The organism is Marinoscillum luteum, assembly GCF_044005705.1.
Classification (GTDB): Bacteria; Bacteroidota; Bacteroidia; order Cytophagales; family Cyclobacteriaceae; genus Marinoscillum; species Marinoscillum luteum.
This window is the reverse complement of the sequence record NZ_JBIPKE010000017.1, coordinates 230,502-251,378: the sequence shown is the minus strand read 5'-3', so window position 1 is coordinate 251,378 and position 20,877 is coordinate 230,502. Positions and strand designations below refer to the sequence as shown.

Sequence of the window (20,877 nt, the reverse complement as noted above, 5' to 3'; positions counted from 1 at the left end):
TCCGGCCTGAAAACTAAAAAAGGACACGGATCACTCCGTGCCCTTCACACAAAACAGCTTTTGTTATTCTACTACTCAGCTATTAATACTCTGATACCGTAGCTCTGAGGGTCGTTTGGGGGATCCGCATTCCAGTCGTTAAATGAATGCGACCCATCGGTCTCATAATTCAAGCGGTATTCACCTTTTGGAAGTCTGAGGTTCTCCACAACCATTCGGTTCTTGCGGGCACCCCCTGCGTGATCCGTGTCGTAGTAGTCCATTTCCCAAACCACCTCGCCGGTGTTCATGTTTTTGATCCAGCCATAGTCGTACATCCGGTTGTCGGAGCCTTCGCCTATGGCCATTATGGTTACCTTGGTATCCTTATCCAGAACAAAAATCTTTTTGAGATAGGCATTATCACTGGGCATTAAGAGCTCAGCAATCAGGTTCTTGGTTACAAAGTCCTCCACCTCAAAAGTCGTTACCAGCCCTACTTCGTTATCATTAGTGGCCCAGAGGGTCATCCCCCACCGGTCTTCTTCATGTGGGCTGGCTGCATTCCATGAGTTGTATGCATGAGATCCGTCCGTGGTGTAATAGGCGATGTAGTCACCCTTATCAAGCGTCAGCACATCCTCAAACCTTCTGTTTTTGCTGGCGCCTCCGGCATGCTCCGTTTTATATCCACGCATTTTCCATACGGTCTTTCGGGTATTGGCATCCACAATCCACCCATAGTCAGCCATGTCATCATAGCTGGAGCTCTCACCCAGGCAAAGCACCCGCACATCCATCTCTTTGTTCAGGGAAAAGCCTTTGGAGACCAGGGCATGATTGCGCACCTTCACCAACTCCGCTACAGGTTGCATAGATTTAGGAGCCTTAAACGTGGCAAAGTTTTTACGATCAGCTTCCGTGGCCGGAAAAAGCGCCACTCCCCAAAACTGAGGATCGTCTGGCGGCAAGGCATTCCATTTCTCAAAAGAGTGAGAATCATCCGTGCGGTAGCTCACGATATAGCTCCCTGCTGGCAAGGTGATCTGCTCATCTACCCTGAGGTTTTTATCTGCTCCACCTGCAAAGTCTGTGTTTTTATAATTCATCTCGAAGACCCGCTCTCTGGAGGCTGCGTTGTAGATCCATACATAGTCAAAGATCTCGTCCTTGCGGCCCTCGCCTAAAGCATAAATACGAATATCTGTAGAAGCTGTGAGCGTAAAACCTTGCTCAAAGCGCTCTTTGTTTTCAGCTTTCAAAAAATAAACCGGAGCTTTTTTCACCTTCGCATCAAAGAGTGCATCCACACTCACTGAGGACACCCCTGTTCCACTTACAGAGATCATCAAATCGTCCTGCAGGCTTCTTCTGAACTTTTCCTTATCTCTGGAGTCAAAAATTTCATCCACCAGGGCATCAAAACTATCGATGGTCCAGTCGCTCATGGTGAAGTTGTTGCCCCACCCACGAGTATCATACGCTCCTGTAAAATAGAGCTCGTAGTTACCCTGCTTCAATGGCAACTCCACTGAGAAGTCATACACCCCATCACTCTTGCGAAACTCATCGTCCTTCATCTCGTCAAACAAATGCCAAACCACCTCGCGGGTGTCAGCGTCCAAAATCCAGCCATAGTACAAGAGCAACCTGTAATCATCTCTGAAAACGCCACCAGAACCACTAATTTTCACAGTTGCACTCTTAGATAGGTTAAATGCTTTGATCTCAAGATTTTCAGGATTTACATCGTCAATGGTCACGGTCTGTGCATGGAGGTTTCCAAGGAGCCCAAACATGACACCAACCAGGATAGCTAAGTATTTCATAGGTTATTGTTTTGTGATATGAGCACATCGTGCCAATTTTTGTGCCGTAAGCAAAAAAATGCCCTACAGGGCCATAGGAGAAGATTCCCTATTGCAGAGAGTGACCGAATACGGTCAATACTGTCCTTTTCTGATACACCTTAAAACCTGGATCGGACAAATGCGATCACAGCCTTGCCCATCACCCTCGGGCTTCGCAAAACATATAAACCGGCCCCCAGTGCTTTGAACCATTGGCCCGCCTTCATCAAAAAATAAGCCTCGAGTAAATGCAGATAAGCCTTTTCAAAAGGGCTTCTGAGCCAACCAGATCGCTCCAGCTTTTGGATAAAAGTCAGCTGACGAGCAACCAGCGGGGGCTCCTGCTCATGTATGCGATACTTGCCACCCACCACATCCGCTGAATGGAAAGTCACTCCTTCGCTCCGCATATGCATGAGCAAATACCTGTCCTCTCCATAGGTGAGGTCTTCAGGAAATCTGCGCTGCTGAAAAGTGCCCTTTCGGAAAACCATGGAATGTATGGCAGGGCAATAGATCAAAAAATATGCAGGGTGACTCGCTGACTTCAAATGATCTCTCTGCTGAATATAAGTGTAGTAGCGTCTCAACCTTTCAAATCGGGCAGATGAACGTTCGGCAAACAGTGTAGTTTTGGAAATAAAGACATCCACCGTGGAGTGTTGCTCAAGGTATGAAACAGCGCCTTTCAAAAAGTGCTCTTCCAGCAAATCATCGTCATCCAGAAACAGCAGGTAATCACCAGTAGCCAAACCTACCCCATAGTTCCTGGCAGCAGACACTCCCCCATTTCTTTCCAATCTTGTGAGCTTCACCTGATCAAATTCAGCCACAATTGCTGCGATCTCGGCAGCTTGCTCTGTATCGGATCCATCATCTATCACCAGCACTTCACAGGGAGGCAGTGACTGTGCAAGGGCGGAGGTCAGCGCAGCTCTGAGAAAGGCCACCCTGTTATAAACCGTGACAATAATGGAAACCCTGGACAATGTGTTGAGGTTATTAAATGAGTCGATCGAAATGAAAGTAGCAAAATACAACCAGCGAATCTGATAAACCTAAAAAATGTTTTCATTTGCCCCGGAAACCCGCTCGTGAAGGAATGCCTGAATCTGATAAAATCATACTTCCCCCCAAATACTATCTGGACTACTTCAGGGACCTGCTGGCGTTTATCCAAAAGGGTTCATCGCACCTGCTGAGTGCAGATGACGTCATTTTCATTCAGCTATTCGAAGCCCTCTCCGAAGATGCGCAATGTCTGATGGTGCGCATGATGAATCGCAAGGGTGCCTACTTTCGACTGGATAAGTTGGCTTATGAGGAAATTGGAAGCATTCCGCAAGCCGCTGAGGAGCTGGTAGCATCTGGTCTTGCTTCTCTTGATCCTCCTGATGACTTTTTGCTCTTTGGGCTATTCACCAAAGCGGAGCTCCACCAACTCTATCCGGACAGGGGTTTTAACAAGCGTCGAAAAGAAGAGGTGCTGGAAGAGTTAGCAGAAGAAAACCATCCCGAAGATTTTCAAACCCTCAGATCAGCTTATACCATACTCCACTTCCTGGCACAAGAGCAGGTGGAGTACCTGAAAATGCTCTTCTTTGGCCACACCCATGGGATGATGACGGAGTTTGTCATCAGGGACATTGGCAATATCAAGCTGGAAAATTTGGATGACCATGAGTTTACTCCCTGGTTTGAGACCCAGGCGGAGGCCAGAGCAGTATTCGAACTCCATGGATGGAACCGGCTCGTCAAAAAAGCCATGCACATACTGCTGCCGGAGGAGATTTTGGAGCTCATCGCCCCGGTCAACTGGAGCAATTTTCTGCAACACCCCAAAGCCAGAAAAATCGGGGACAAATTCATGCTCCACCTCGGAGAATATTTTGAGAAATGCGGCCTCCTCACCGAGGCACTGGACTACTACAGTCTGGCACGCAAACATCCGGCGCGTGAGCGGAGAATCCGAATTCTGGAAAAGATGGATGATCCGGATGCTGCCCGCGAAATTGCCGAGGTGGCTTTTGACAGTCCATACAATGCCTCAGAGAAGATTTTTGCCCAGGATTATCTGTCCAAAAAAAGTAAACGAAACTACCGAAGCACAACGGCCAAAGCCAACCTGAGCCCGGAAATCATCATTGAAAATCCTGAGGGACCACGCGTGGAAGCCCATGCCCTGGCCTATTTTGCTAAGCAGGGCTATGAAGGGATACATACGGAAAACTACCTCTGGCGTGGGCTGTTTGGTTTGTTTTTCTGGGATGAACTTTTCGCCGCTGAGCACGCCTCCTTTCACCATCCGCTGCAGCGTATGCCGAGTGACCTGCACAGCGACACCTTCTTTGAGAACCGGGCACCGCTTTTGCAGGAAAAAGTGAACGCCTTCAAAACCAAGAAAAAATTACAAGCCTACTTAGAGGAAATTCACAGACAAAAACAACACATCAATAACTCACTGGTGGGTTGGCACGAGAGCCTCCTCCCTACGGTGACGGCCTGTGTTCATCACCTGCCACTGGAGAGCCTTTTCAATATCCTCATGGAAATGGCCAAAAACGTAAAAGACAACAGCTCCGGATTCCCGGACCTCTTCATCTGGACACAGGAAGATTATCACTTTTATGAAATCAAATCACCCAACGATCACCTGTCTGCTCAGCAGCTCTTCTGGATCGACTTCTTCAATACGCACAACATCAAAGCCGATATCCTCAGGGTAAAGTATCAGTGAGTCTCCCCTATATTTTCGTGACTTTACCTCCAATCAAAAAGTTTTATCATTCTACCTGCAAATAGCTCCGCATTGGTCAACGGATACCTGATTTTATTCCTAAATTATTGCTTCAAAAGAAATCAACTATGACAATACTCATGTTGGGCTGGGAATTTCCTCCCAAGATATCAGGAGGGCTGGGAGTGGCCAGTCAGGGACTTTCGGAAGCGATGGCCAAAGCAGGTCATAAAGTCACCTTTCTCCTACCCAAAAAAACCAAAAACCAGGTAAGTAAACTCGTGAAGCTGGTAGACGCTTCAGCGCTCACACCCGACCTGGACTATTGGAAAGAGAAAAAAACCTACGAGCAAATCATCAAAGATGTGGAAATGGGAGAAAGGGTACTCCCTTACCTACCCGCTCAGGCCTTCCAGCAGGTGAAAGAAACCAAAGTCAAGAAAGTGGTGCTGGAACCAACAGAAGAATCCGAGCTGCTAGAGCGCATCCGCCTCACAGGGGAGTACGAAGGTCAGCTCAATGATGAGCTCATCAAATATGCCATGCTGTCTGTACAAGTGGCCATCAAAGAGAAGCCAAAGATGATTCACGCCCACGACTGGATCACCTTTCGTGCCGGGCGAATGATCAAATCGCTACTCAAAAAGAAGCTTTGTCTGCATGTACACAGTACCGAATATGACCGGAACGGATCTTATGCGCAGCCCTTTATTCTGGAAGAAGAACAGCTGGGTTTTCAGGCCTGTGATCACATCTTTTGCGTAAGCGAAAAATTAAAAAATACCATCATCACTCAATACGGTATTGCCGCCAGGAAAATCACAGTGGCTCCCAATGCCCTCACGCTGAGTGCCCCAGAACATCCCGTCAAAAGAACACCCATGAATATCGCATTTGTGGGCAGGCTCACTCCCCAGAAGAGCCCTATTACTTTTCTGGACATTGCCAGAGAGCTGACATCCCTGGGCTACGATTTCCACTACTTCATTATGGGAGATGGCTATCTGCGTGCCGAATTGGAAGAAAAGGTGCAGTCATCCAATTTCTCTGACCGGGTCACTTTCACCGGCTTTCTGGAAAGAACTCGTCTGCTGCAAAAGTTGAATGAAATGGATCTCCTGGTGATGCCCTCTGCATCCGAGCCTTTTGGGCTGGTGGCGCTGGAGGCGATCATGAAGAAAATTCCGGTAGCTGCTGCCACAGGATCTGGGGTGGGTGAGTTTATCCCCAGTATGCCTCAGGTAGACAGATGGGATCACTACAGTTACAATAAGCTGATCGTCCGGCTGATGACTGAAGACCAATACAGACAGGAGGTCACAGAAAACTGCCTGAAGGAAGCCCTTAAGCTTACATGGGAGAATACAGTGAAGCGGATAGAAAAGGGGTACGAAAAGGTATAAAAACCGATTTTAATACCTGAGACCTAGTTTTTTGTAGATGAAATGCATTAGCCAGGCAGGCCCCACCAGCAAAAACTGAAGGTCTTTGAAGAAAGATGGTTTCTTGCCTTCCACTTTGTGACCGTAAAACTGGCCTATCCAGGCCAGTGCAAAAATGATCAGGCTTACCTGCCACACGGGCAAAGCCACATTCATTTCGATCAGCCTGACAGACCAGAGGCAAAACATCGAGAAAGCCGCCATCCCGATGGACAGCGGGAAGGAAATCCTCATGTAGTATAATACCGTGACGAAGAGCGCAATAGTGGCCCAGTTGTTAAAAGGTCCGGTACCCAGCACAAACCTTAGGTTGTCAGATGGAACTGACCATAGCAGCCCCACAATACTCAAAAATATCAACGGAACACAAATCCAATGAATAAGCTTATTAGTCTGATTTTGATGACTTTCACCATACTCTGTCAGTAGCTGATCTATTTTCCTCATTACTTTTGGGGTTTTGTAGAAGATAACAATGATAACGCATGGTAAGTTTTTGGGAGCAGCAATCTTTATTGTCCTATGATGTCATCGTAATTGGGGCAGGTATCACAGGTCTCTCCACCGCAGCTTCCCTTAAGGAAAAATCCCCAAATCTGAACATACTGGTCATTGAGCGGGGATCGCTACCTACGGGTGCCAGTACCAAAAATGCAGGCTTTGCGTGCTTCGGTAGCATCTCCGAACTGGCTCAGGACCGGAAGGCACTGGGCGATGAAGGCATGACCAGGCTGGTGAAACGGCGTTGGGATGGCCTGCAGAAAACCATCCAGCGCCTGGGCAGGGACCAAATCGGTTTTTTGCAAAAGGGGGGTTACGAGCTCCTGACAGAAGCCAATAGCCACTACCTGGACGATATGGAGTCGCTGAATGAACTACTCCGCCCGGTTTTTGACCAGCCTGTTTTCTCTCAGGCAGATGAAGCCATCGGTACTTTTGGTTTTGCAGGGACAAAGCACCTTATTTTTAATCAATACGAAGGTCAACTCCATACCGGCAAGCTCATCCGATCACTCTGGCAGTACTGTGCGCAATCAGGCATCCAGATCATTACCGGCACAGAAGTGACTGCACTACACTCCCAGGGTCAACAAGTGACTGTGCAAACCAAGAACTATGCATTCAGGGCGGGTGCTGTAGCCGTGTGTACCAACGCATTCACCAAAGAGCTGATCCAAACACCACTGGATCTCACCCCTGGACGCGGCATGGTCATGGTCATTTCTCCGCAGCGTCCTTCCACTATTTCCGGGACTTTTCACTACGACGAGGGGTACTACTACTTCCGCGATTTTGAAGATAAAATCATTTTCGGAGGCGGTAGGAATCTGGCGTTTGAAGAGGAGACCACCACGGAGTTTGGATTCAATGAAAAAATCGAGCAAAAGTTGCATCAAATTTTGAAAGAAATCATCCTACCGGGCAACGCCTACACTGTGGACCTCAAATGGTCCGGAATAATGGCCTTTGGCCAAACCAAAGAGCCTATTCTGCAAAAGGTACAACCCGGAATATACCTGGGGGTAAGACTTGGTGGCATGGGTGTGGCCCTTGGCAGCCTTCTGGGTGAAGAACTGGCAGAGCGGATAGTTAGGGATGGTTTTTGAAAATTGTATTATCTTTTCGTTTTGGCAAAAAAACAACTGATGGCGATTAAGCGAGACCCTACACTTTTAGAGTCCTTTATACCTGTACTTTTTCTAATTATTCTTCTTTCTTTTAATGTGGGCATCTTTGGTGATGCTGCACTGGATGGATCCAATCAGATCGTCCTCATCCTATCAGCGGGCGTTGCTGCCATCGTGGCCATCAGGTTGGGTTATCGATGGGATGAAATTCAGGATGGAATCGTCAGAAGTATTAGCTCAGCCATGACCTCTCTGCTTATTCTTCTGCTCATTGGCTCCCTGGCTGGTACCTGGCTGCTTAGTGGCATCGTGCCTGCCATGATCTACTATGGTTTGCAGATTCTTAATCCCACCATATTTCTTGTTGCTGCGTGCATTGTGTGCTCCATAGTCTCTGTGGCTACAGGAAGCTCCTGGACCACCGCAGCCACCGTGGGCATCGCCCTCATTGGGATAGGTAAGGCCCTTGGAATCTCTGAGGGAATGGTGGCAGGGGCCATCCTCTCAGGCGCCTATTTTGGAGATAAGATGTCTCCCCTCTCCGACACGACCAACCTGGCCCCGGCCATGGCGGGCACTGACCTTTTCACACACATCAGGTACATGGCCATTACCACTGTTCCTTCTATCAGTATCGCCCTCACGATTTTTCTGGTGCTGGGCTTCACCAATGAAACGAGTACCTCTGTGGTGGATACACAGGCCATACTTAATGCCATAGACGATAAATTCTACATTTCTGGCTGGTTGTTCATAGTCCCCGTAGTGGTGGTCGTACTTATCGTACGAAAAATGCCAGCCATTCCGGCTTTGCTTATTGGCACCCTGCTGGGTTCCGTTTTCGCACTCTTCTTTCAGCCACAACTGGTGGCAGAAGTAGGTGAAGGCTTTACAGCATCAGGCATGTTCATAGGCACGATGAAGTCCCTTTATGGCGATATATCCATCGCCACCAGCAACGACATGGTCAACGAACTCCTGAGCTCTGGCGGTATGGCAGGCATGCTGGGTACCATCTGGCTGATCCTCTCGGCTATGATTTTCGGTGGGGTAATGGAAAGCTCCGGAATGCTCAAAAGAATTGCCAAAGCCCTGATCAGTCTGGTCAACTCCACAGGGGCTTTGATCACAGCTACAGTAGGTACCTGTGTGTTTTTTAATGTCACGGCATCTGACCAATACCTGGCCATCGTAGTACCTGGCCGTATGTATGCAGACATTTACAAAAGGAAAGGACTTGCCCCCGAAAACCTCAGCAGAACGCTGGAGGACTCCGGTACGGTAACTTCGGTACTCATCCCCTGGAACACCTGTGGAGCCTACCACTCAAGTGTACTGGGTGTGTCCACGCTGGTCTATGCGCCTTTTTGCTTTTTCAATATCATCAGCCCCTTTATGTCCATTCTGGTTGGATATCTGGGGTATAAAATCAAAAAACTAAATCCCGCTAAATAAACCTAATGTTTGCAAGTTCGATACCAAAAGAAGACATCAAGCACTTACCCCTCATCAAATTTGAGGGAACTATCCACACTGTGGAAACTATGGAAGCCCTTGATGAGGCCCTGAAAATCATCCGCACTCAGGAAATCATGGGGTTTGATACAGAGACCAAGCCCACTTTTACCAAAGGAGACTATAACCATACTGCGATCATCCAGCTCTCCACCATGACCGACGCATTCATCATTCGCATTAGCGAAATTGGCATTCCTGATCAGCTCAAAGACATTCTTGAAGATCAGGGCATTCTGAAAGTGGGGATTAGTATCCGTGATGACATCAAAGAGTTGAAAGCAATGAGGGCATTCAAGGCTGGTGGATTTCTGGACCTTAATGAAGTAGCTAAAGAATTAGGAATCACCCAGATCGGGATGAAGAGCCTAACGGGCATTTTTCTAAAAGCGAGGATTTCTAAAAGCCAGCAAACGTCTAATTGGGAGACCAAGGAGCTCAGTCCGGGTCAGCTCTCCTACGCGGCCACTGATGCCTGGGTGTGTATCAAAATCTACCGGATGCTGATGGACAAGGGCGTCATATAGACCCCTGTAATACTTGAAAGTCTACTCCCTTTAGCAGGCTCACCTTCTCAGCAAGCACGGGTACATCCTCATCCCGGAGCAACCCCACAAACTGGCAGTCTGCTGTGTACACCTTATCCTCATAATCCACATCAAACTCAGCCAGCGCACCCTCCACCTCTGAGGTCTGCTCATAGCCAAAACTGATAGAAAAGCGCGTTTGGCTATAAATCTTCACCACCTCCACCTTATTGAGGGCATCTTCGGCAGCTATCTTATAGGCACTGATGAGCCCGCCCACACCCAATTTGGTCCCACCAAAATACCGTACTACCACCACCATGCAGTTGGTTAGCTCTTTGGATCTGATCTGTCCCAGAATGGGATCTCCGGCTGAATGGTTGGGTTCTCCATCATCATTGGCTCGATAGGCCTGCTCTTTGAGCCCGATGATATACGCATAGCAATGGTGACGGGCATCGTAGTACTGCTTGCGCAAAGCCTCAAGGTGTGCCTTGATATCATCTTCGGTTTTCACATGGTAGGCAAATGACAAAAACTTACTCCCCTTCTCCTTGTAGAAACCTTCAGTGGGATGGACAATGGTCTGAAACTCGTTGATCACGGCGCAAAGAAAGTCAGATTAGGTTAAAATGCTTAAAGCTGATCCAGCAAGTCCCGCGCCTCGCTGAGAAGATCCTCAGACTCACCCGACTCCAACACCTTCCTTAGATTATACTCAGCCTGCCCTTTCATTCCTTTCTTGGCATATACCCTGCCCAAACCCAGGTAAGCCAGGGTACGATAATAAGTCCCGTGCCCGGGTATTTCCTGACCTACCCTCAGAGCCTTTTGATAATCATTCAAAGCCTTATCTGGCTGCCCTTTTACCTTCTCGTGATAGATGCCCATGAAGGATGCGCCTGCCATCTGATAGTAGGGCCGGTCAGAGTTGGACAACTCCTTAATCACCGGCACGGGAGCCTGCACAAAATCATTCTTTGGAGTAAGTGACTCCAGAAGTTTGGCCTTGATATAAAGGTTATTGGGGTACGCTTTGGTCAGCTCCCACAAATACGACTGGGCTTTCTGAGGCTGATATTCGTAGCGGAGATAGATATAGGACATGTAGACATAGGCCTCCACCCTGGTCAGCACTGCCTTTTGGGTGGCTTCATTGATTTGCTGAATCCCCAACTCCACATCTCCACTTCTGAAAAACCAGAGCAGCGGTCTGTACACAGGGTATTTTTCAGGATATTTTTCGCGAAAGTAGTTGTATACCCCGGTGGTAAGAAGAAACTCGGGAATCTCCTCAGAGAGGTCAAATCCTTTTTTGATAAGATCATAAGCCTTGCTTGCCTCACTCAGGGCTTTCATGTAGTGCCCATCATCGGCGAAGTATTCTGCCAGGAGTCCCCGGGCCGCCATTTCAAAAAATATGGCCTCCGGGTGTGTCTGTCGGCCGCCATCCAGGTAAGCCGCCAACCGGATGGTCTCCCTGAGATGCCCGCTAAATACCTTAAATACCGAATCTACAGTCACAAGGGGTATATTAGCCCAGAGCACCTTGAGGGCACGCATCATTGGCACAGTGGGATGTTTAGGGAGTCTGGCTTCTACTTTTTCAATGTACACATCGGCAGAGTCCTCCTCTACATTGTAAATGAAGTATACGCCTTTCTGTACCAGTTGCATATTGACAGGATTATCGAACAGCTGGGCATAAGATACCTGACAAATAAATAGTAATGTGGCGATGATTACTGTTTTCAATTTGTGCTAAAAGTAGATTTAATTGTACAAAATGAAGGGTAATTTAAAGCAAGCCGGGTAGAACTGGAAACGATCACCTGACTAACTTTAGGGACACAATGAATGTAAGAATAGATGGTCTATGAATAAGGATTTGGGGTTTATGCTTTATTGTCATGAAGATTACGCGAAGGTACAGCACTTTCAAAGTTATCACCGATTTCATTCTGACCATATAGTTTTTTGTGTTGAGTGTATCGATAATAAGGCCATTTGTCTTCCCAAAAGCCCCATTGGTGGATTTACATGTTTTAACGGCCGGAAATCAGATTTCTTACAATTTTACGAAAAATCAGAAAAGTCACTTACTCAAAACGGTATTTCCTCATTGGAAATCACACTTCCGCCCCACTATTATACGGGGGTTCCGGATAGAAGCTGGCTGGAGCAGCTCGGTTTTTCTGAGCGGGTCAGTGAAATTGCTCATTACATTCCCATCAATGGGCCGTTGTGGGAAAAAATCCACACTATGCAACAGAGAAAACTCAAGCAAACTCCCACTTTTGATCTATCGCTGGTCAATGTATCAGAGTTGCGGTCTGTTTACGACTTCATCGCACAATGCCGAAAAAATCAGGGTCTGGAAATCAATATGGATTTTGAAATCTTAGAGCGACTGTTCCGGACATTCCCGGATCGCTATCAGATTTTCACTGCCGAAAGAAATGGGACGCTGCTTGCTGCCGCTATTATGGTGATTCCTATTGAAGGAATCACCTATTATTTCCTACCAGCCACTGCCCCAGCCTATAAAACAGAAAGCCCGATGGTTCACCTCATAGCTTACCTGTACCAGTACTATCAGGAGCGTGGGTTTCAATTCATCGACCTTGGCATTTCGTCTGTCAATACCGCGCCTCAAAAGAGCCTGATCACCTTCAAAGAAAGAATGGGTGGTATCAGAACCACCAGAAGCACTTTCATCAAATCACTCCAATAGCCTTTGGTAATACTGTTCCAGCTTTTGTACCTGAGCAACAGTGCCAAAGTGATCTTCGAAAGTGGCTCTTACCTTTTGAGGATCATATGGATTTTTCTGAGCCAAAGACTTCACTTTTTCAGCCAGCAGAATGGGGTCAGATGGCAATACCTCTCCAGCATCCCCAAAAACCAGCTCATCCGCCCCATCCCAATCGAAAGTAAGCACGGGTACTCCGCAGGCCATCGCCTCCAGGATGGCCACCGGCTGATTTTCGTGCCTACTTGTATTCACCATCAAATTGGCCGACCTTAAGGCCTGGCGTACCTCATTCTGATTACATTCTCCCAGCCACTCCACATTTCCGTCAAGGTGAAGCTGACTACATTGATTTCGCAGGTGTTTTTCCCTGGAGCCTGTGCCAATGACCTTCAGTGCAAAATCCACACCAGTCTTCTGCACATGCGCGATGGATTCCAGCAGCGCCTCATAATTCTTCTGTGCCTCCAATCGGCCAACGGCCACAAGCGTAAACCGCCCCGTTTGAGCACTTCCTGGTGTAAAAAAACGATCGTCCAGAAAGTTGGAAATACGATCAGCCCTTACCCCGAATTCACTGAGCCTCTTGATCAGTGCCTGACTCACAGCAAGTACCTGACCGGCTGCACGCAAGGGCGGAAGTACGGTTTTTTGAATGTCCTTCTTGAAAGAAGCCATAGGAAAAGGACTCATATGCTCGGTGATCACATAAGGTACCTGATAGGCCTCAGATAGAGCCCTGGCGATGGCTCCCGCAGGATAGGATACATGTGCGTGGATTACATCGGGCCTTCCGAAGTGTGTAGTAAAGCGCTCGAAGTTTTGTCGATTGGCCGCAATGATCCCGCGGATATTGCCATTGCGAAACTTTCGGGTCCACGTGAAAGCCGGGGTGAAAAACTCCACGCAATTGTATTCCAGTTGATTCTCATATTTACGAATAGGCGGCTTGGAATTGTATTTGATGAAGCCGCCCAATGGCGCGTAGGCTTTCAGCCACAGCTTAGGTTCATGAGACCCCCAAAGACTGATCCCAACGTTCCAGTTGGGACGGTGTGTCGCCAGGAGGCGCGACTGCTCCCGGAAGAAGATTCCGGTGGAGGGATATTGCTCAGAAGGGTACCAAGAAGGTATCACGAAGACATTCATCGATAATCAAATTTAGCAAGCCAGGGGTCCATGATGATACAACTCTGCAAATCCTCCTCACTCAGAACTTTCTGCCAGTTTCCAATAGAAGACGTGTCCACAGGTTTCACAATTTTAGCATGCTGTGGCTCCTGATACATGGGTGCGGTGGGGATTGTCTGGTGGTACGTCAGCATTCTATCCTCATAATCCACCTTCAGGTGATCACAAACTTTCATCAATTCCACTTCAGGTTGAGTGACCAAATCTTCATATCTAATCAGTAAAACCTCACTCTTTTTCCGCAGCATTTGATATTGCTCCAGAGCGTGCACCCAGTGAATGGCAGCTTGCTGTGGCTGAGCCAACTTCCCCAGGTAGGCTTCGCCTCCACGCTTGTAGGAAGCCACCACATCCCGGCCGTCTCTTAGCAGGAACAGGTATCGCGCCTTTGGAAAAACACTCAGCAACTCCGGCACATAGTATGTATTGAGGGGCGTGGTATCTCCCCATTGACTAAATGTCGGCTTGTTCTTTAACCCATAGGTTCTGAAAATAACCTCCAAAACACTTTGCAAACTCTTATCATCTGTCGTGTTGAGTACATCAAAGATCTCCTCTGCACTGAAATCCCAGGTGTGACTACCGGTCACCTTCATCAACTCTCCGGCAATTACCTTCATGAGGTCCCGCCATATCAGGAAATTATAAAGCTTGTACTTAATGATGCTGTTTCCCAGAAAATACTGTTCAGATGGTAAAAAAAGCTCACTATGCTGGTTCAGCATTCTATTGAGGAGTGTGCTCCCGTTTCTCCCTGACCCTAAGACGAAAAAAGGTTGCTCAGCCAGGCCTGCCCTACTTTTGACCGGATATTTTCTGGGTAGAAAATCCGAAATACGCTGAAGTGTTCTGGCTAGTTTTATTCTTCTCATATTTGTGATCAGAACGGAAATTTATGGATTCTCTGCCTTTAGTTTCAATAATCTGCCTCTGTTATAATCAAAAAGCTTTTGTGGGCCCGGCTATCCGGTCTGCGCTGGCTCAAACATACCAGAACCTGGAGATCATCGTGGTGGATGATGGCAGCACGGATGGTAGCAAAGAAGAAATTTCAGCAATCATCAAAGACACCTCCATTCAGTTCATTGACCTCCCAAAAAACATTGGCAACTGCGCCGCTTTCAATGTGGGCTATCGGGCCAGCAAAGGTGAATACCTCATCGATCTGGCAGCAGATGATCTGCTCCTGCCCACCAGGGTGGAGCTGGGCATTAATGACTTTACCAACGGACCGGCACAGGCAGGTGTACATTTCTCTGATGCCTTCATCACCGATGAGTCTGGCAACGTGCTCAATACTCATTATCCCAGAAATCAGGACGGAGGCATGCGAGCGAAAATCCCGTCTGGAAATGTTTACGAAAACCTCATCCGTAAATATTTTATATGTCCACCATCCATGATGACCAGACGAAAGGTCTTTGACGACCTGGGAGGGTATGACGAAAACCTGAGCTATGAGGACTTTGACTTCTGGATCAGGTCTGGAAGAACCTACGAATACCTATTCAACCCTGCCCCACTGGTGAAAAAAAGAGTGGTAAAAAACTCACTCTCCACCCGCCAATTTGGCTTCCGTAGCAGGCATCTGGCCTCTACCTACCAGGTGTGCGAGAAAATATTTAACCTCAATCAGAGTGTTTCTGAAGACAAGGCCCTCATCCGTAGGTGCCGATATGAAATCAAACAATGCGTGAAAACTTTCAATTTTGAGTTGATCCTGAAATACGGCAAACTCATTGGGCAAACTCAGCGCCGGTTGTCATCGCTCTCCAGCATGGAGAGGTAGCTATAGTAGCGCTCCTGAGTGATACCGCCTTCCTCGAGTGCCTTCTTCACCGCGCATCCTGGTTCATTCACGTGCTGGCAATTATGAAACCTGCAATCATTCATGACTTCCCTGATTTCAGGAAAGTAGTGACCCAGTTCTCCTCCTTCTATCTCTGAAAGACCCAGCTCCTTGATACCGGGTGTATCAATGATGGCTGTTTCACCATCCAAAAAGAACATCTCAGCAAAAGTGGTGGTATGGGTACCCTTCTCACTAAACGAAGAAATCTCAGAGGTCTTCTGACTGATCTCTGGCAGGAGCAGATTGATGAGTGTAGATTTCCCTGACCCGGAGTGCCCCGACAACAGGGTTCGCTTTCCCCGAAGCAATGCTGAAAGCTCCTCAGGTACCTTGCCGCCAATAAAGGAAGTCTTGATACAAGGATAGCCCACCTTTTTCTCATAAATAAAACTGAGATAATCAGCTTCTTCCAGTCCTTCCGCATCCAGCAAATCCACCTTATTGAAGACAATCACACCGGGAATTCTATAGGCCTCCAAAGTCACCAGAAAACGATCTATAAATCCTAATGAAGTGCGGGGCTCCTTCAAGGTAGCAATCATCAGTGCCTGATCCACGTTGGCAGCAATCAGGTGGTCAAAATGCTTTTTCTTAGGTGATTTTCGAATGATATAGTTTTTACGCTCCTCTATTTCGTTGATCACCCACTCATCCTGCTGCGATTCCATCACTACCTCATCTCCTACAGCAATCGGGTTGGTGATTTTCTTGTTGTCCAGCTTAAATTTCCCTCTCAAACGAGCGTTAACCTCTTCTCCATTGGTCGTTCTCACTCTATACCACGATCCGGTGGATTTAATCACCAATCCTTTCATATCAGTTCTTCTATTTTCTTCATCACCTGCCCAGAGGCTCCGGTGCGGGCCGAGACATACGCACGTGACAGCCTGCAAACTTCCTGATAAAGATCGGCATCATTGGTCATTTCATCCAATTTTGATTGTAGGTCGGCAGAATTTTCATAAGTAAACCCTCCGCCATGTTTCACCAGCTCAATGGCCTCTATGAATTTTTCATTGGAAGCATCCGCTCCAAAAAACACGGGAATACCATAAACAGCAGGTTCCAGTACATTGTGCAGCGCACCTCTGAATGCTCCACCCACTATGGCATAGTCCGCATAGCGGTAAAGCTTTGACAACATCCCGTAATTGTCGATAATCAGCACTCGCAGAGTGGAAGCACTGCCTTTATTCAACTCGGAGTACTTTGCGGACGCATGAATTTTCTGATAAATACGGAGATCTCCTACCTGATGAGGGGCAATGATAAATTTAAAACGATCATGATTAGCTTCAACAATGGGCAGTAGATATTTCATATCAGATGGCCAGACACTCCCCATCACAATGAGTTTTTCATTTCCTTTGAATGCTTCGACATGAGGAGCCTCACCGGCCGCATTGGACACCTCAAGGACACGATCAAACCGGGTATCACCGGCCACAGTATACGCCCGAATGCTCCTGGACCGCAACAAGGCAGCGGAGTAATCATCCTGCAAAAAGAAATGATTGACAGTGCTCAGTGCCCTCAGATAAAACTTTCCCATAGGATGAAAGAAAATCTGCGAGCGCCTGAAAATACCCGAAACCAACAAAAGCGGAATGTTTCTCGCATTCAGCGCCATCAGGTAATAGTACCACAACTCATATTTGATAAAAATGGCCAAATTCGGACGCACAGTCTCCAAAAACCTGGAAGCATTGCCGCGAGCATCTAATGGCAGGTAATGCAGGTAATCGACCAACTCTTGATCTTTAAATGCTAAAAGGCCGGAAGGTGAGAAAAAAGTAAGTAGCACTTTCACCGATGGTCTTCTCTCCTGAAGCAGGCCCAGAATAGGTTTGGCCTGCTCATATTCACCCAGCGAAGCACAGTGGATCCAGATCAACTTACCCTCGTGATTCCTGAAGTCCGACTCCAGACGCTCAAAAATTCCCTTGCGCTGGCTGATAAATTGCCCCGCCCGACGATGAAATGGGGCAATCACCCTGACGATCAGGGCATAGAGCCACACGCTCATTCTGTACAATAACAGCATAAGCGAATGTAGACAATCAATCCTCTAAATGCTTAATGCATCATTCAAGACGGAAGGAGAAATTATTTCTCAATAGTGAAATAAGCAATGTCACTATCATTAATTGGGAACACATGCTCACCATTATACCAGACATTTATGATATAGCTGTAATTCTCATTTTTACCACTCCCCGCTTCATATTCGCACACTATGGTGTCCATATCCGCAGGAGAAAGTTGCAAATAGGTCATCGCGTTACCAGAAGTCAATCGCAGATCCGCACTTACATAAAGCCTAAATGGCTCCTCATTCTGTGGTACATTTTCAAGAAGCGTAAATTGTTTAGGTAGATCATTGTTTTCCAGATAAACCTCCTCCAACTCACCGTCAACCTCATAAAACAAGCTCATCTGAGCTGTATCGTAATAACCTCGCGTATCCGGATCAAGTAAGTCCTGTCCCGATGAATCTCTAAAAGAGATCATCAAATCACTATTATAGTAATCCCCGCTTACGTCATTGGGAGAGTCTAAACCAAGATCGCAGGAGCCCAGGCCTAGCCATAGGATAAGTATTGTTAGCCTATACATACTATTTCGTTTTGAACGGCAGAGAACTTCTGTACCGTTTCATGGTAATTACGGTATGCGCTAATGTAGGCAAACAATCCTTAAATACTCAATCTTCTTCCTCGGGAGCAGGGGGTGCCTCGGGCAGTTGATCCAGGTCCATACCTGCCGTATAGCGCTTAAGAGTAGCTTCCTCCAGGCCATTTCCACTGATGGTGATCAGAAACCGCCCATTCACCACCAGGGCCAGGTTCGTTTCGTTGCTGTCGTAATTAGCCGAATACCAGCCAGGATTACCGTTTACTTCTATCGATCTCATCACACCGTCCGTAGACTCATGTTCGTACTGATTGGCATAGAGTCCGAGCAATGAAGCCGTTTGGGCATAATCGAAAATGCTGGCCTTGAGTTCTTCGTCACCCTTGCTGTATGACTTGCTACCGAAACTATATCGGTACTCCCCATACCGGGTGGTAGAGCCTTCTGGCTTTTCAGCAATGCGGTAATCTCCCAGCTCATCCGGCAAAAAATTGATCAGGTCACGAAAACCCACCACTTCTGAGGGGCTCATGGTGCCATAGTTTACCGATTCTCTCCGGTAGCCTCCAAGCGGATCAGAGCTATCGGAAGGCTCGTAAGTATCCAACACTTCATCATCTGTATTGGTATTGGTGTCATCCGATTGGTTCTTGTTCTTGTTGCCAAAAAGGAATTTATCAATCTCCTGATTGGCTTTTTTGGATAATTTCTCCTTGAGTTGTATTTGTGCAAAAGCGGTATTGACCATTGTAAAGGTCAAGAAGAATAAAGTAGTGAGTAGTTTCATATTTTAGGCTATAAAAGTTACAGCCGCAAATATGAATATTTTCATGGAAAATATGAATATAAGAAAAAAGGCCACGCAATGGTGGCCTCTTCTCAGTACTGGATATTTAACTATTTCTTAGTGTGACGCCAGGTAAGAAGACACTCCGTCTCTTGTAGCCTGCATTGCATCTTTTCCTTCTTCCCAGTTAGCAGGACATACTTCTCCATGCTTCTCCACATGCTGCCATGCATCCACTATTCTGAGCATTTCGTCGATGTTTCTACCCAATGGAAGGTCATTGATAGTCTCATGTCTCACCACACCGGTCTTGTCGATGAAGAATGTACCACGATATGCTACAGGTGCTCCTTCAAACACCAACTGACCTTCATCGTTGTAGTTCCAGTCTCCAGCCAATACACCGTAGTTATTAGCTACTGTTTTTGAACTATCCGCTACCAATGGATAAGTTACACCTGCAATTCCACCTTTGTCACGGTCTGTCATCAACCACGCCAGGTGAGTCTCTTCTGTGTCACATGACGCTCCCACTACCTGCACGCCTCTTTTCTCAAACTCAGCGAGTTTTTCCTGAAAAGCATGAATCTCTGTAGGACATACAAAAGTGAAGTCCTTAGGATAGAAAAAGAACATCACTTCTTTCTTCCCTACAAATTCTTCCAGTGAGAAATTTTCTACGATTTCTTCTCCGTTGATTACTGCCGGAGCATTAAATAAAGGCGCTTTTTTACCTACTAATGACATAATTGTTGATTTGTCTTTTATGATTTATAAAATTGTTACTTGTTGATCTGGGTCAGCTTTTTCTCCGTTAATCTGGAGCTTGATGTCTGTAATCTTGAAATTGCCAACCTGCTTTTTCTCGAAATAATCTCGGATCAGTTCATTCAACTCAGGATCGTGATAGTCTTGTATCTCCTCAGTATTCACACTGTAGATATGGCTATGAGGCTCAAGGTTCGCGTCATATCGTTTGGTTCCACTTCTGGTAGCCACACGATAGGCCAGATTAGCCTCTACCAACTTCTCCAGGATCCTATGGACACTACCCAGCGAGATGCTCGGATTCTGCTCCCTGATTTTCTCATGAAGCTGCTCTGCACTGGGGTGCTCATCCTTCGTCAGCTCATGCAGTACGGCTATTCTGGGATGTGTGGCTTTTAAGCCCGACTCCACCAAAAGTTCCTTTATTCGCTGATATGAATTGCTAATCACTTTTAAATGAGAATTATTCCTATTTGAGTGCGAAGTTAAAACAACCAACCGAACTGCCCAAAAATTTCTGAAAAGAATACCGAGAATACGGTATATGGTGCGGTCTCCGAGTTAATTACCTTTGAGGTCAATGAAAATAACAGGTATTTATCCCTATTTTTGTTTTAAACTCAAACAAACAATTACAATGAGAAATTATATTTCTATCGCTGCTCTGGCCTTTCTGGCCTTCTCCTGTGGAGAAGCCGGAGTTGGTTTCAATATTGGAAAGGAATTCCCTGTATCTATTCCGGTGGACTTACCAAATGGTACTCCCGAATTGATTGGAACTATACCAGGTGATCCGCCTCCGGTTAAAAGATCTGAAGAATATTCCCTGGCAGGAGCCGGATACGACGATCTGGATGCTCTGGATGCAGTAGAAGTGATTGGTCTATCCTTTGAAATCACAGGTGTTGACGATTTCGAAAAATTTGATTTGGATGGTATTGAAATCGATTTGGTTGCTCAATCGGGAGCCACCATAGCACAAATCTCTGTGACCACTCCTCAACTGTCAAATGTTACCAAAACTTCAATCTCCAATTCAGCAGGTCTTGCTGCGCTGGAATCGGCACTTGCTAATCAGGAAGACATCACCACAGATGTAATCTTCGACTTTGGCGAAGTACCTAACGAAGATGTTAATTTTGAATTCGTGCTGTACTTTGATGTAGTAGCCAAAGTAAGAGACCTATAATCCGCCTAACCGATAACTTTAGAATC

Annotated in this window: 21 protein-coding genes; 8 read left to right on the top strand and 13 right to left on the bottom strand. The window is 46.8% G+C overall.

Translation table 11 applies throughout. The features are described 5' to 3' along the window. Positions 1 to 71: 71 nt before the first annotated feature. The gene (locus tag ACHKAR_RS12320; RefSeq protein ID WP_395417616.1) at positions 72 to 1,808 is read right to left on the bottom strand and encodes a hypothetical protein; all 1,737 of its coding nucleotides are present in this window, start codon (positions 1,806 to 1,808) and stop codon (positions 72 to 74) included. 140 nt (positions 1,809 to 1,948) lie between these two features. Continuing rightward, on the bottom strand, positions 1,949 to 2,869 hold the full coding sequence (locus ACHKAR_RS12315) for a glycosyltransferase family 2 protein (protein ID WP_395417615.1): 921 nt from the start codon (positions 2,867 to 2,869) through the stop codon (positions 1,949 to 1,951). A 62-nt stretch (positions 2,870 to 2,931) separates the two neighbouring features. Here ACHKAR_RS12315 and ACHKAR_RS12310 point away from each other — a divergent pair, with 62 nt between their 5' ends. After that, positions 2,932 to 4,566, top strand: a complete 1,635-nt coding sequence (locus ACHKAR_RS12310) for a VRR-NUC domain-containing protein (RefSeq protein ID WP_395417614.1) — start codon at positions 2,932 to 2,934, stop codon at positions 4,564 to 4,566. Positions 4,567 to 4,694: 128 nt separating this feature from the next. After that, a complete protein-coding gene (locus ACHKAR_RS12305) occupies positions 4,695 to 5,969 on the top strand; it encodes a glycosyltransferase family 4 protein (protein ID WP_395417613.1) in 1,275 nt (424 codons plus the stop codon). Positions 5,970 to 5,978: 9 nt separating this feature from the next. Here ACHKAR_RS12305 and ACHKAR_RS12300 read toward each other — a convergent pair whose 3' ends face one another. Then, the gene (locus tag ACHKAR_RS12300; protein ID WP_395417612.1) at positions 5,979 to 6,455 is read right to left on the bottom strand and encodes an Mpo1 family 2-hydroxy fatty acid dioxygenase; all 477 of its coding nucleotides are present in this window, start codon (positions 6,453 to 6,455) and stop codon (positions 5,979 to 5,981) included. A gap of 38 nt (positions 6,456 to 6,493) precedes the next feature. Here ACHKAR_RS12300 and ACHKAR_RS12295 point away from each other — a divergent pair, with 38 nt between their 5' ends. The 3 genes from ACHKAR_RS12295 to ACHKAR_RS12285 are packed head-to-tail and all read left to right on the top strand — an operon-like array spanning position 6,494 to position 9,678. Then, the gene (locus ACHKAR_RS12295) at positions 6,494 to 7,615 is read left to right on the top strand and encodes an NAD(P)/FAD-dependent oxidoreductase (RefSeq protein ID WP_395417611.1); all 1,122 of its coding nucleotides are present in this window, start codon (positions 6,494 to 6,496) and stop codon (positions 7,613 to 7,615) included. A gap of 39 nt (positions 7,616 to 7,654) precedes the next feature. Continuing rightward, positions 7,655 to 9,091: a Na+/H+ antiporter NhaC gene (nhaC, locus tag ACHKAR_RS12290; protein WP_185155837.1), complete on the top strand. Its 1,437-nt coding sequence runs from the start codon at positions 7,655 to 7,657 to the stop codon at positions 9,089 to 9,091. A 5-nt stretch (positions 9,092 to 9,096) separates the two neighbouring features. After that, the gene (locus ACHKAR_RS12285; RefSeq protein ID WP_159585000.1) at positions 9,097 to 9,678 is read left to right on the top strand and encodes a 3'-5' exonuclease; all 582 of its coding nucleotides are present in this window, start codon (positions 9,097 to 9,099) and stop codon (positions 9,676 to 9,678) included. On the opposite strand, the gene ACHKAR_RS12280 is transcribed toward ACHKAR_RS12285, so the two are convergent. Together ACHKAR_RS12280 and ACHKAR_RS12275 are read right to left on the bottom strand one after the other, a co-directional pair. After that, positions 9,671 to 10,282 carry an IMPACT family protein gene (locus ACHKAR_RS12280; RefSeq protein WP_395417610.1) on the bottom strand — a complete coding sequence of 204 codons (612 nt, stop codon included), beginning with the start codon at positions 10,280 to 10,282 and terminating at the stop codon, positions 9,671 to 9,673. The two genes, ACHKAR_RS12285 and ACHKAR_RS12280, sit on opposite strands and share 8 nt — an antisense overlap. Before the next feature lie 32 nt (positions 10,283 to 10,314). After that, complete coding sequence (locus ACHKAR_RS12275; RefSeq protein ID WP_159585002.1) at positions 10,315 to 11,433, bottom strand: tetratricopeptide repeat protein; 1,119 nt, start codon at positions 11,431 to 11,433, stop codon at positions 10,315 to 10,317. 367 nt (positions 11,434 to 11,800) lie between these two features. On the opposite strand from ACHKAR_RS12275, the gene ACHKAR_RS12270 reads away from it, so the two are divergent. Continuing rightward, a complete protein-coding gene (locus tag ACHKAR_RS12270; RefSeq protein ID WP_159585003.1) occupies positions 11,801 to 12,412 on the top strand; it encodes a GNAT family N-acetyltransferase in 612 nt (203 codons plus the stop codon). Here ACHKAR_RS12270 and ACHKAR_RS12265 read toward each other — a convergent pair. Together ACHKAR_RS12265 and ACHKAR_RS12260 are read right to left on the bottom strand one after the other, a co-directional pair. After that, positions 12,401 to 13,579, bottom strand: coding sequence for a glycosyltransferase (locus ACHKAR_RS12265; RefSeq protein ID WP_395417609.1), 1,179 nt, complete (start codon positions 13,577 to 13,579; stop codon positions 12,401 to 12,403). The genes ACHKAR_RS12270 and ACHKAR_RS12265 overlap by 12 nt on opposite strands. Next, on the bottom strand, positions 13,576 to 14,493 hold the full coding sequence (locus ACHKAR_RS12260) for a sulfotransferase family protein (protein WP_395417608.1): 918 nt from the start codon (positions 14,491 to 14,493) through the stop codon (positions 13,576 to 13,578). Before ACHKAR_RS12260 ends, ACHKAR_RS12265 begins: the two co-directional genes overlap by 4 nt. A 23-nt stretch (positions 14,494 to 14,516) precedes the next feature. On the opposite strand from ACHKAR_RS12260, the gene ACHKAR_RS12255 reads away from it, so the two are divergent. Further along, positions 14,517 to 15,410, top strand: coding sequence for a glycosyltransferase family 2 protein (locus ACHKAR_RS12255; protein ID WP_255465587.1), 894 nt, complete (start codon positions 14,517 to 14,519; stop codon positions 15,408 to 15,410). Here ACHKAR_RS12255 and rsgA read toward each other — a convergent pair. From rsgA to ACHKAR_RS12225, 6 genes are all read right to left on the bottom strand, one after another. Continuing rightward, positions 15,371 to 16,288 carry a ribosome small subunit-dependent GTPase A gene (gene rsgA / locus ACHKAR_RS12250; protein ID WP_395417607.1) on the bottom strand — a complete coding sequence of 306 codons (918 nt, stop codon included), beginning with the start codon at positions 16,286 to 16,288 and terminating at the stop codon, positions 15,371 to 15,373. The two genes, ACHKAR_RS12255 and rsgA, sit on opposite strands and share 40 nt — an antisense overlap. After that, positions 16,285 to 17,517 carry a 3-deoxy-D-manno-octulosonic acid transferase gene (locus tag ACHKAR_RS12245; RefSeq protein WP_395417606.1) on the bottom strand — a complete coding sequence of 411 codons (1,233 nt, stop codon included), beginning with the start codon at positions 17,515 to 17,517 and terminating at the stop codon, positions 16,285 to 16,287. Before ACHKAR_RS12245 ends, rsgA begins: the two co-directional genes overlap by 4 nt. Before the next feature lie 62 nt (positions 17,518 to 17,579). Next, the gene (locus ACHKAR_RS12240; protein WP_395417605.1) at positions 17,580 to 18,089 is read right to left on the bottom strand and encodes a hypothetical protein; all 510 of its coding nucleotides are present in this window, start codon (positions 18,087 to 18,089) and stop codon (positions 17,580 to 17,582) included. Positions 18,090 to 18,177: 88 nt separating this feature from the next. Continuing rightward, positions 18,178 to 18,894, bottom strand: a complete 717-nt coding sequence (locus ACHKAR_RS12235) for a hypothetical protein (protein WP_395417604.1) — start codon at positions 18,892 to 18,894, stop codon at positions 18,178 to 18,180. 117 nt (positions 18,895 to 19,011) lie between these two features. Then, complete coding sequence (locus ACHKAR_RS12230) at positions 19,012 to 19,641, bottom strand: peroxiredoxin (RefSeq protein WP_159585011.1); 630 nt, start codon at positions 19,639 to 19,641, stop codon at positions 19,012 to 19,014. A gap of 24 nt (positions 19,642 to 19,665) precedes the next feature. After that, the gene (locus tag ACHKAR_RS12225) at positions 19,666 to 20,112 is read right to left on the bottom strand and encodes a Fur family transcriptional regulator (RefSeq protein WP_395417603.1); all 447 of its coding nucleotides are present in this window, start codon (positions 20,110 to 20,112) and stop codon (positions 19,666 to 19,668) included. A gap of 187 nt (positions 20,113 to 20,299) precedes the next feature. Between ACHKAR_RS12225 and ACHKAR_RS12220 the strand changes: the two genes are divergently transcribed. Then, the gene (locus tag ACHKAR_RS12220; RefSeq protein ID WP_159585013.1) at positions 20,300 to 20,851 is read left to right on the top strand and encodes a hypothetical protein; all 552 of its coding nucleotides are present in this window, start codon (positions 20,300 to 20,302) and stop codon (positions 20,849 to 20,851) included. Positions 20,852 to 20,877 lie beyond the last annotated feature (26 nt).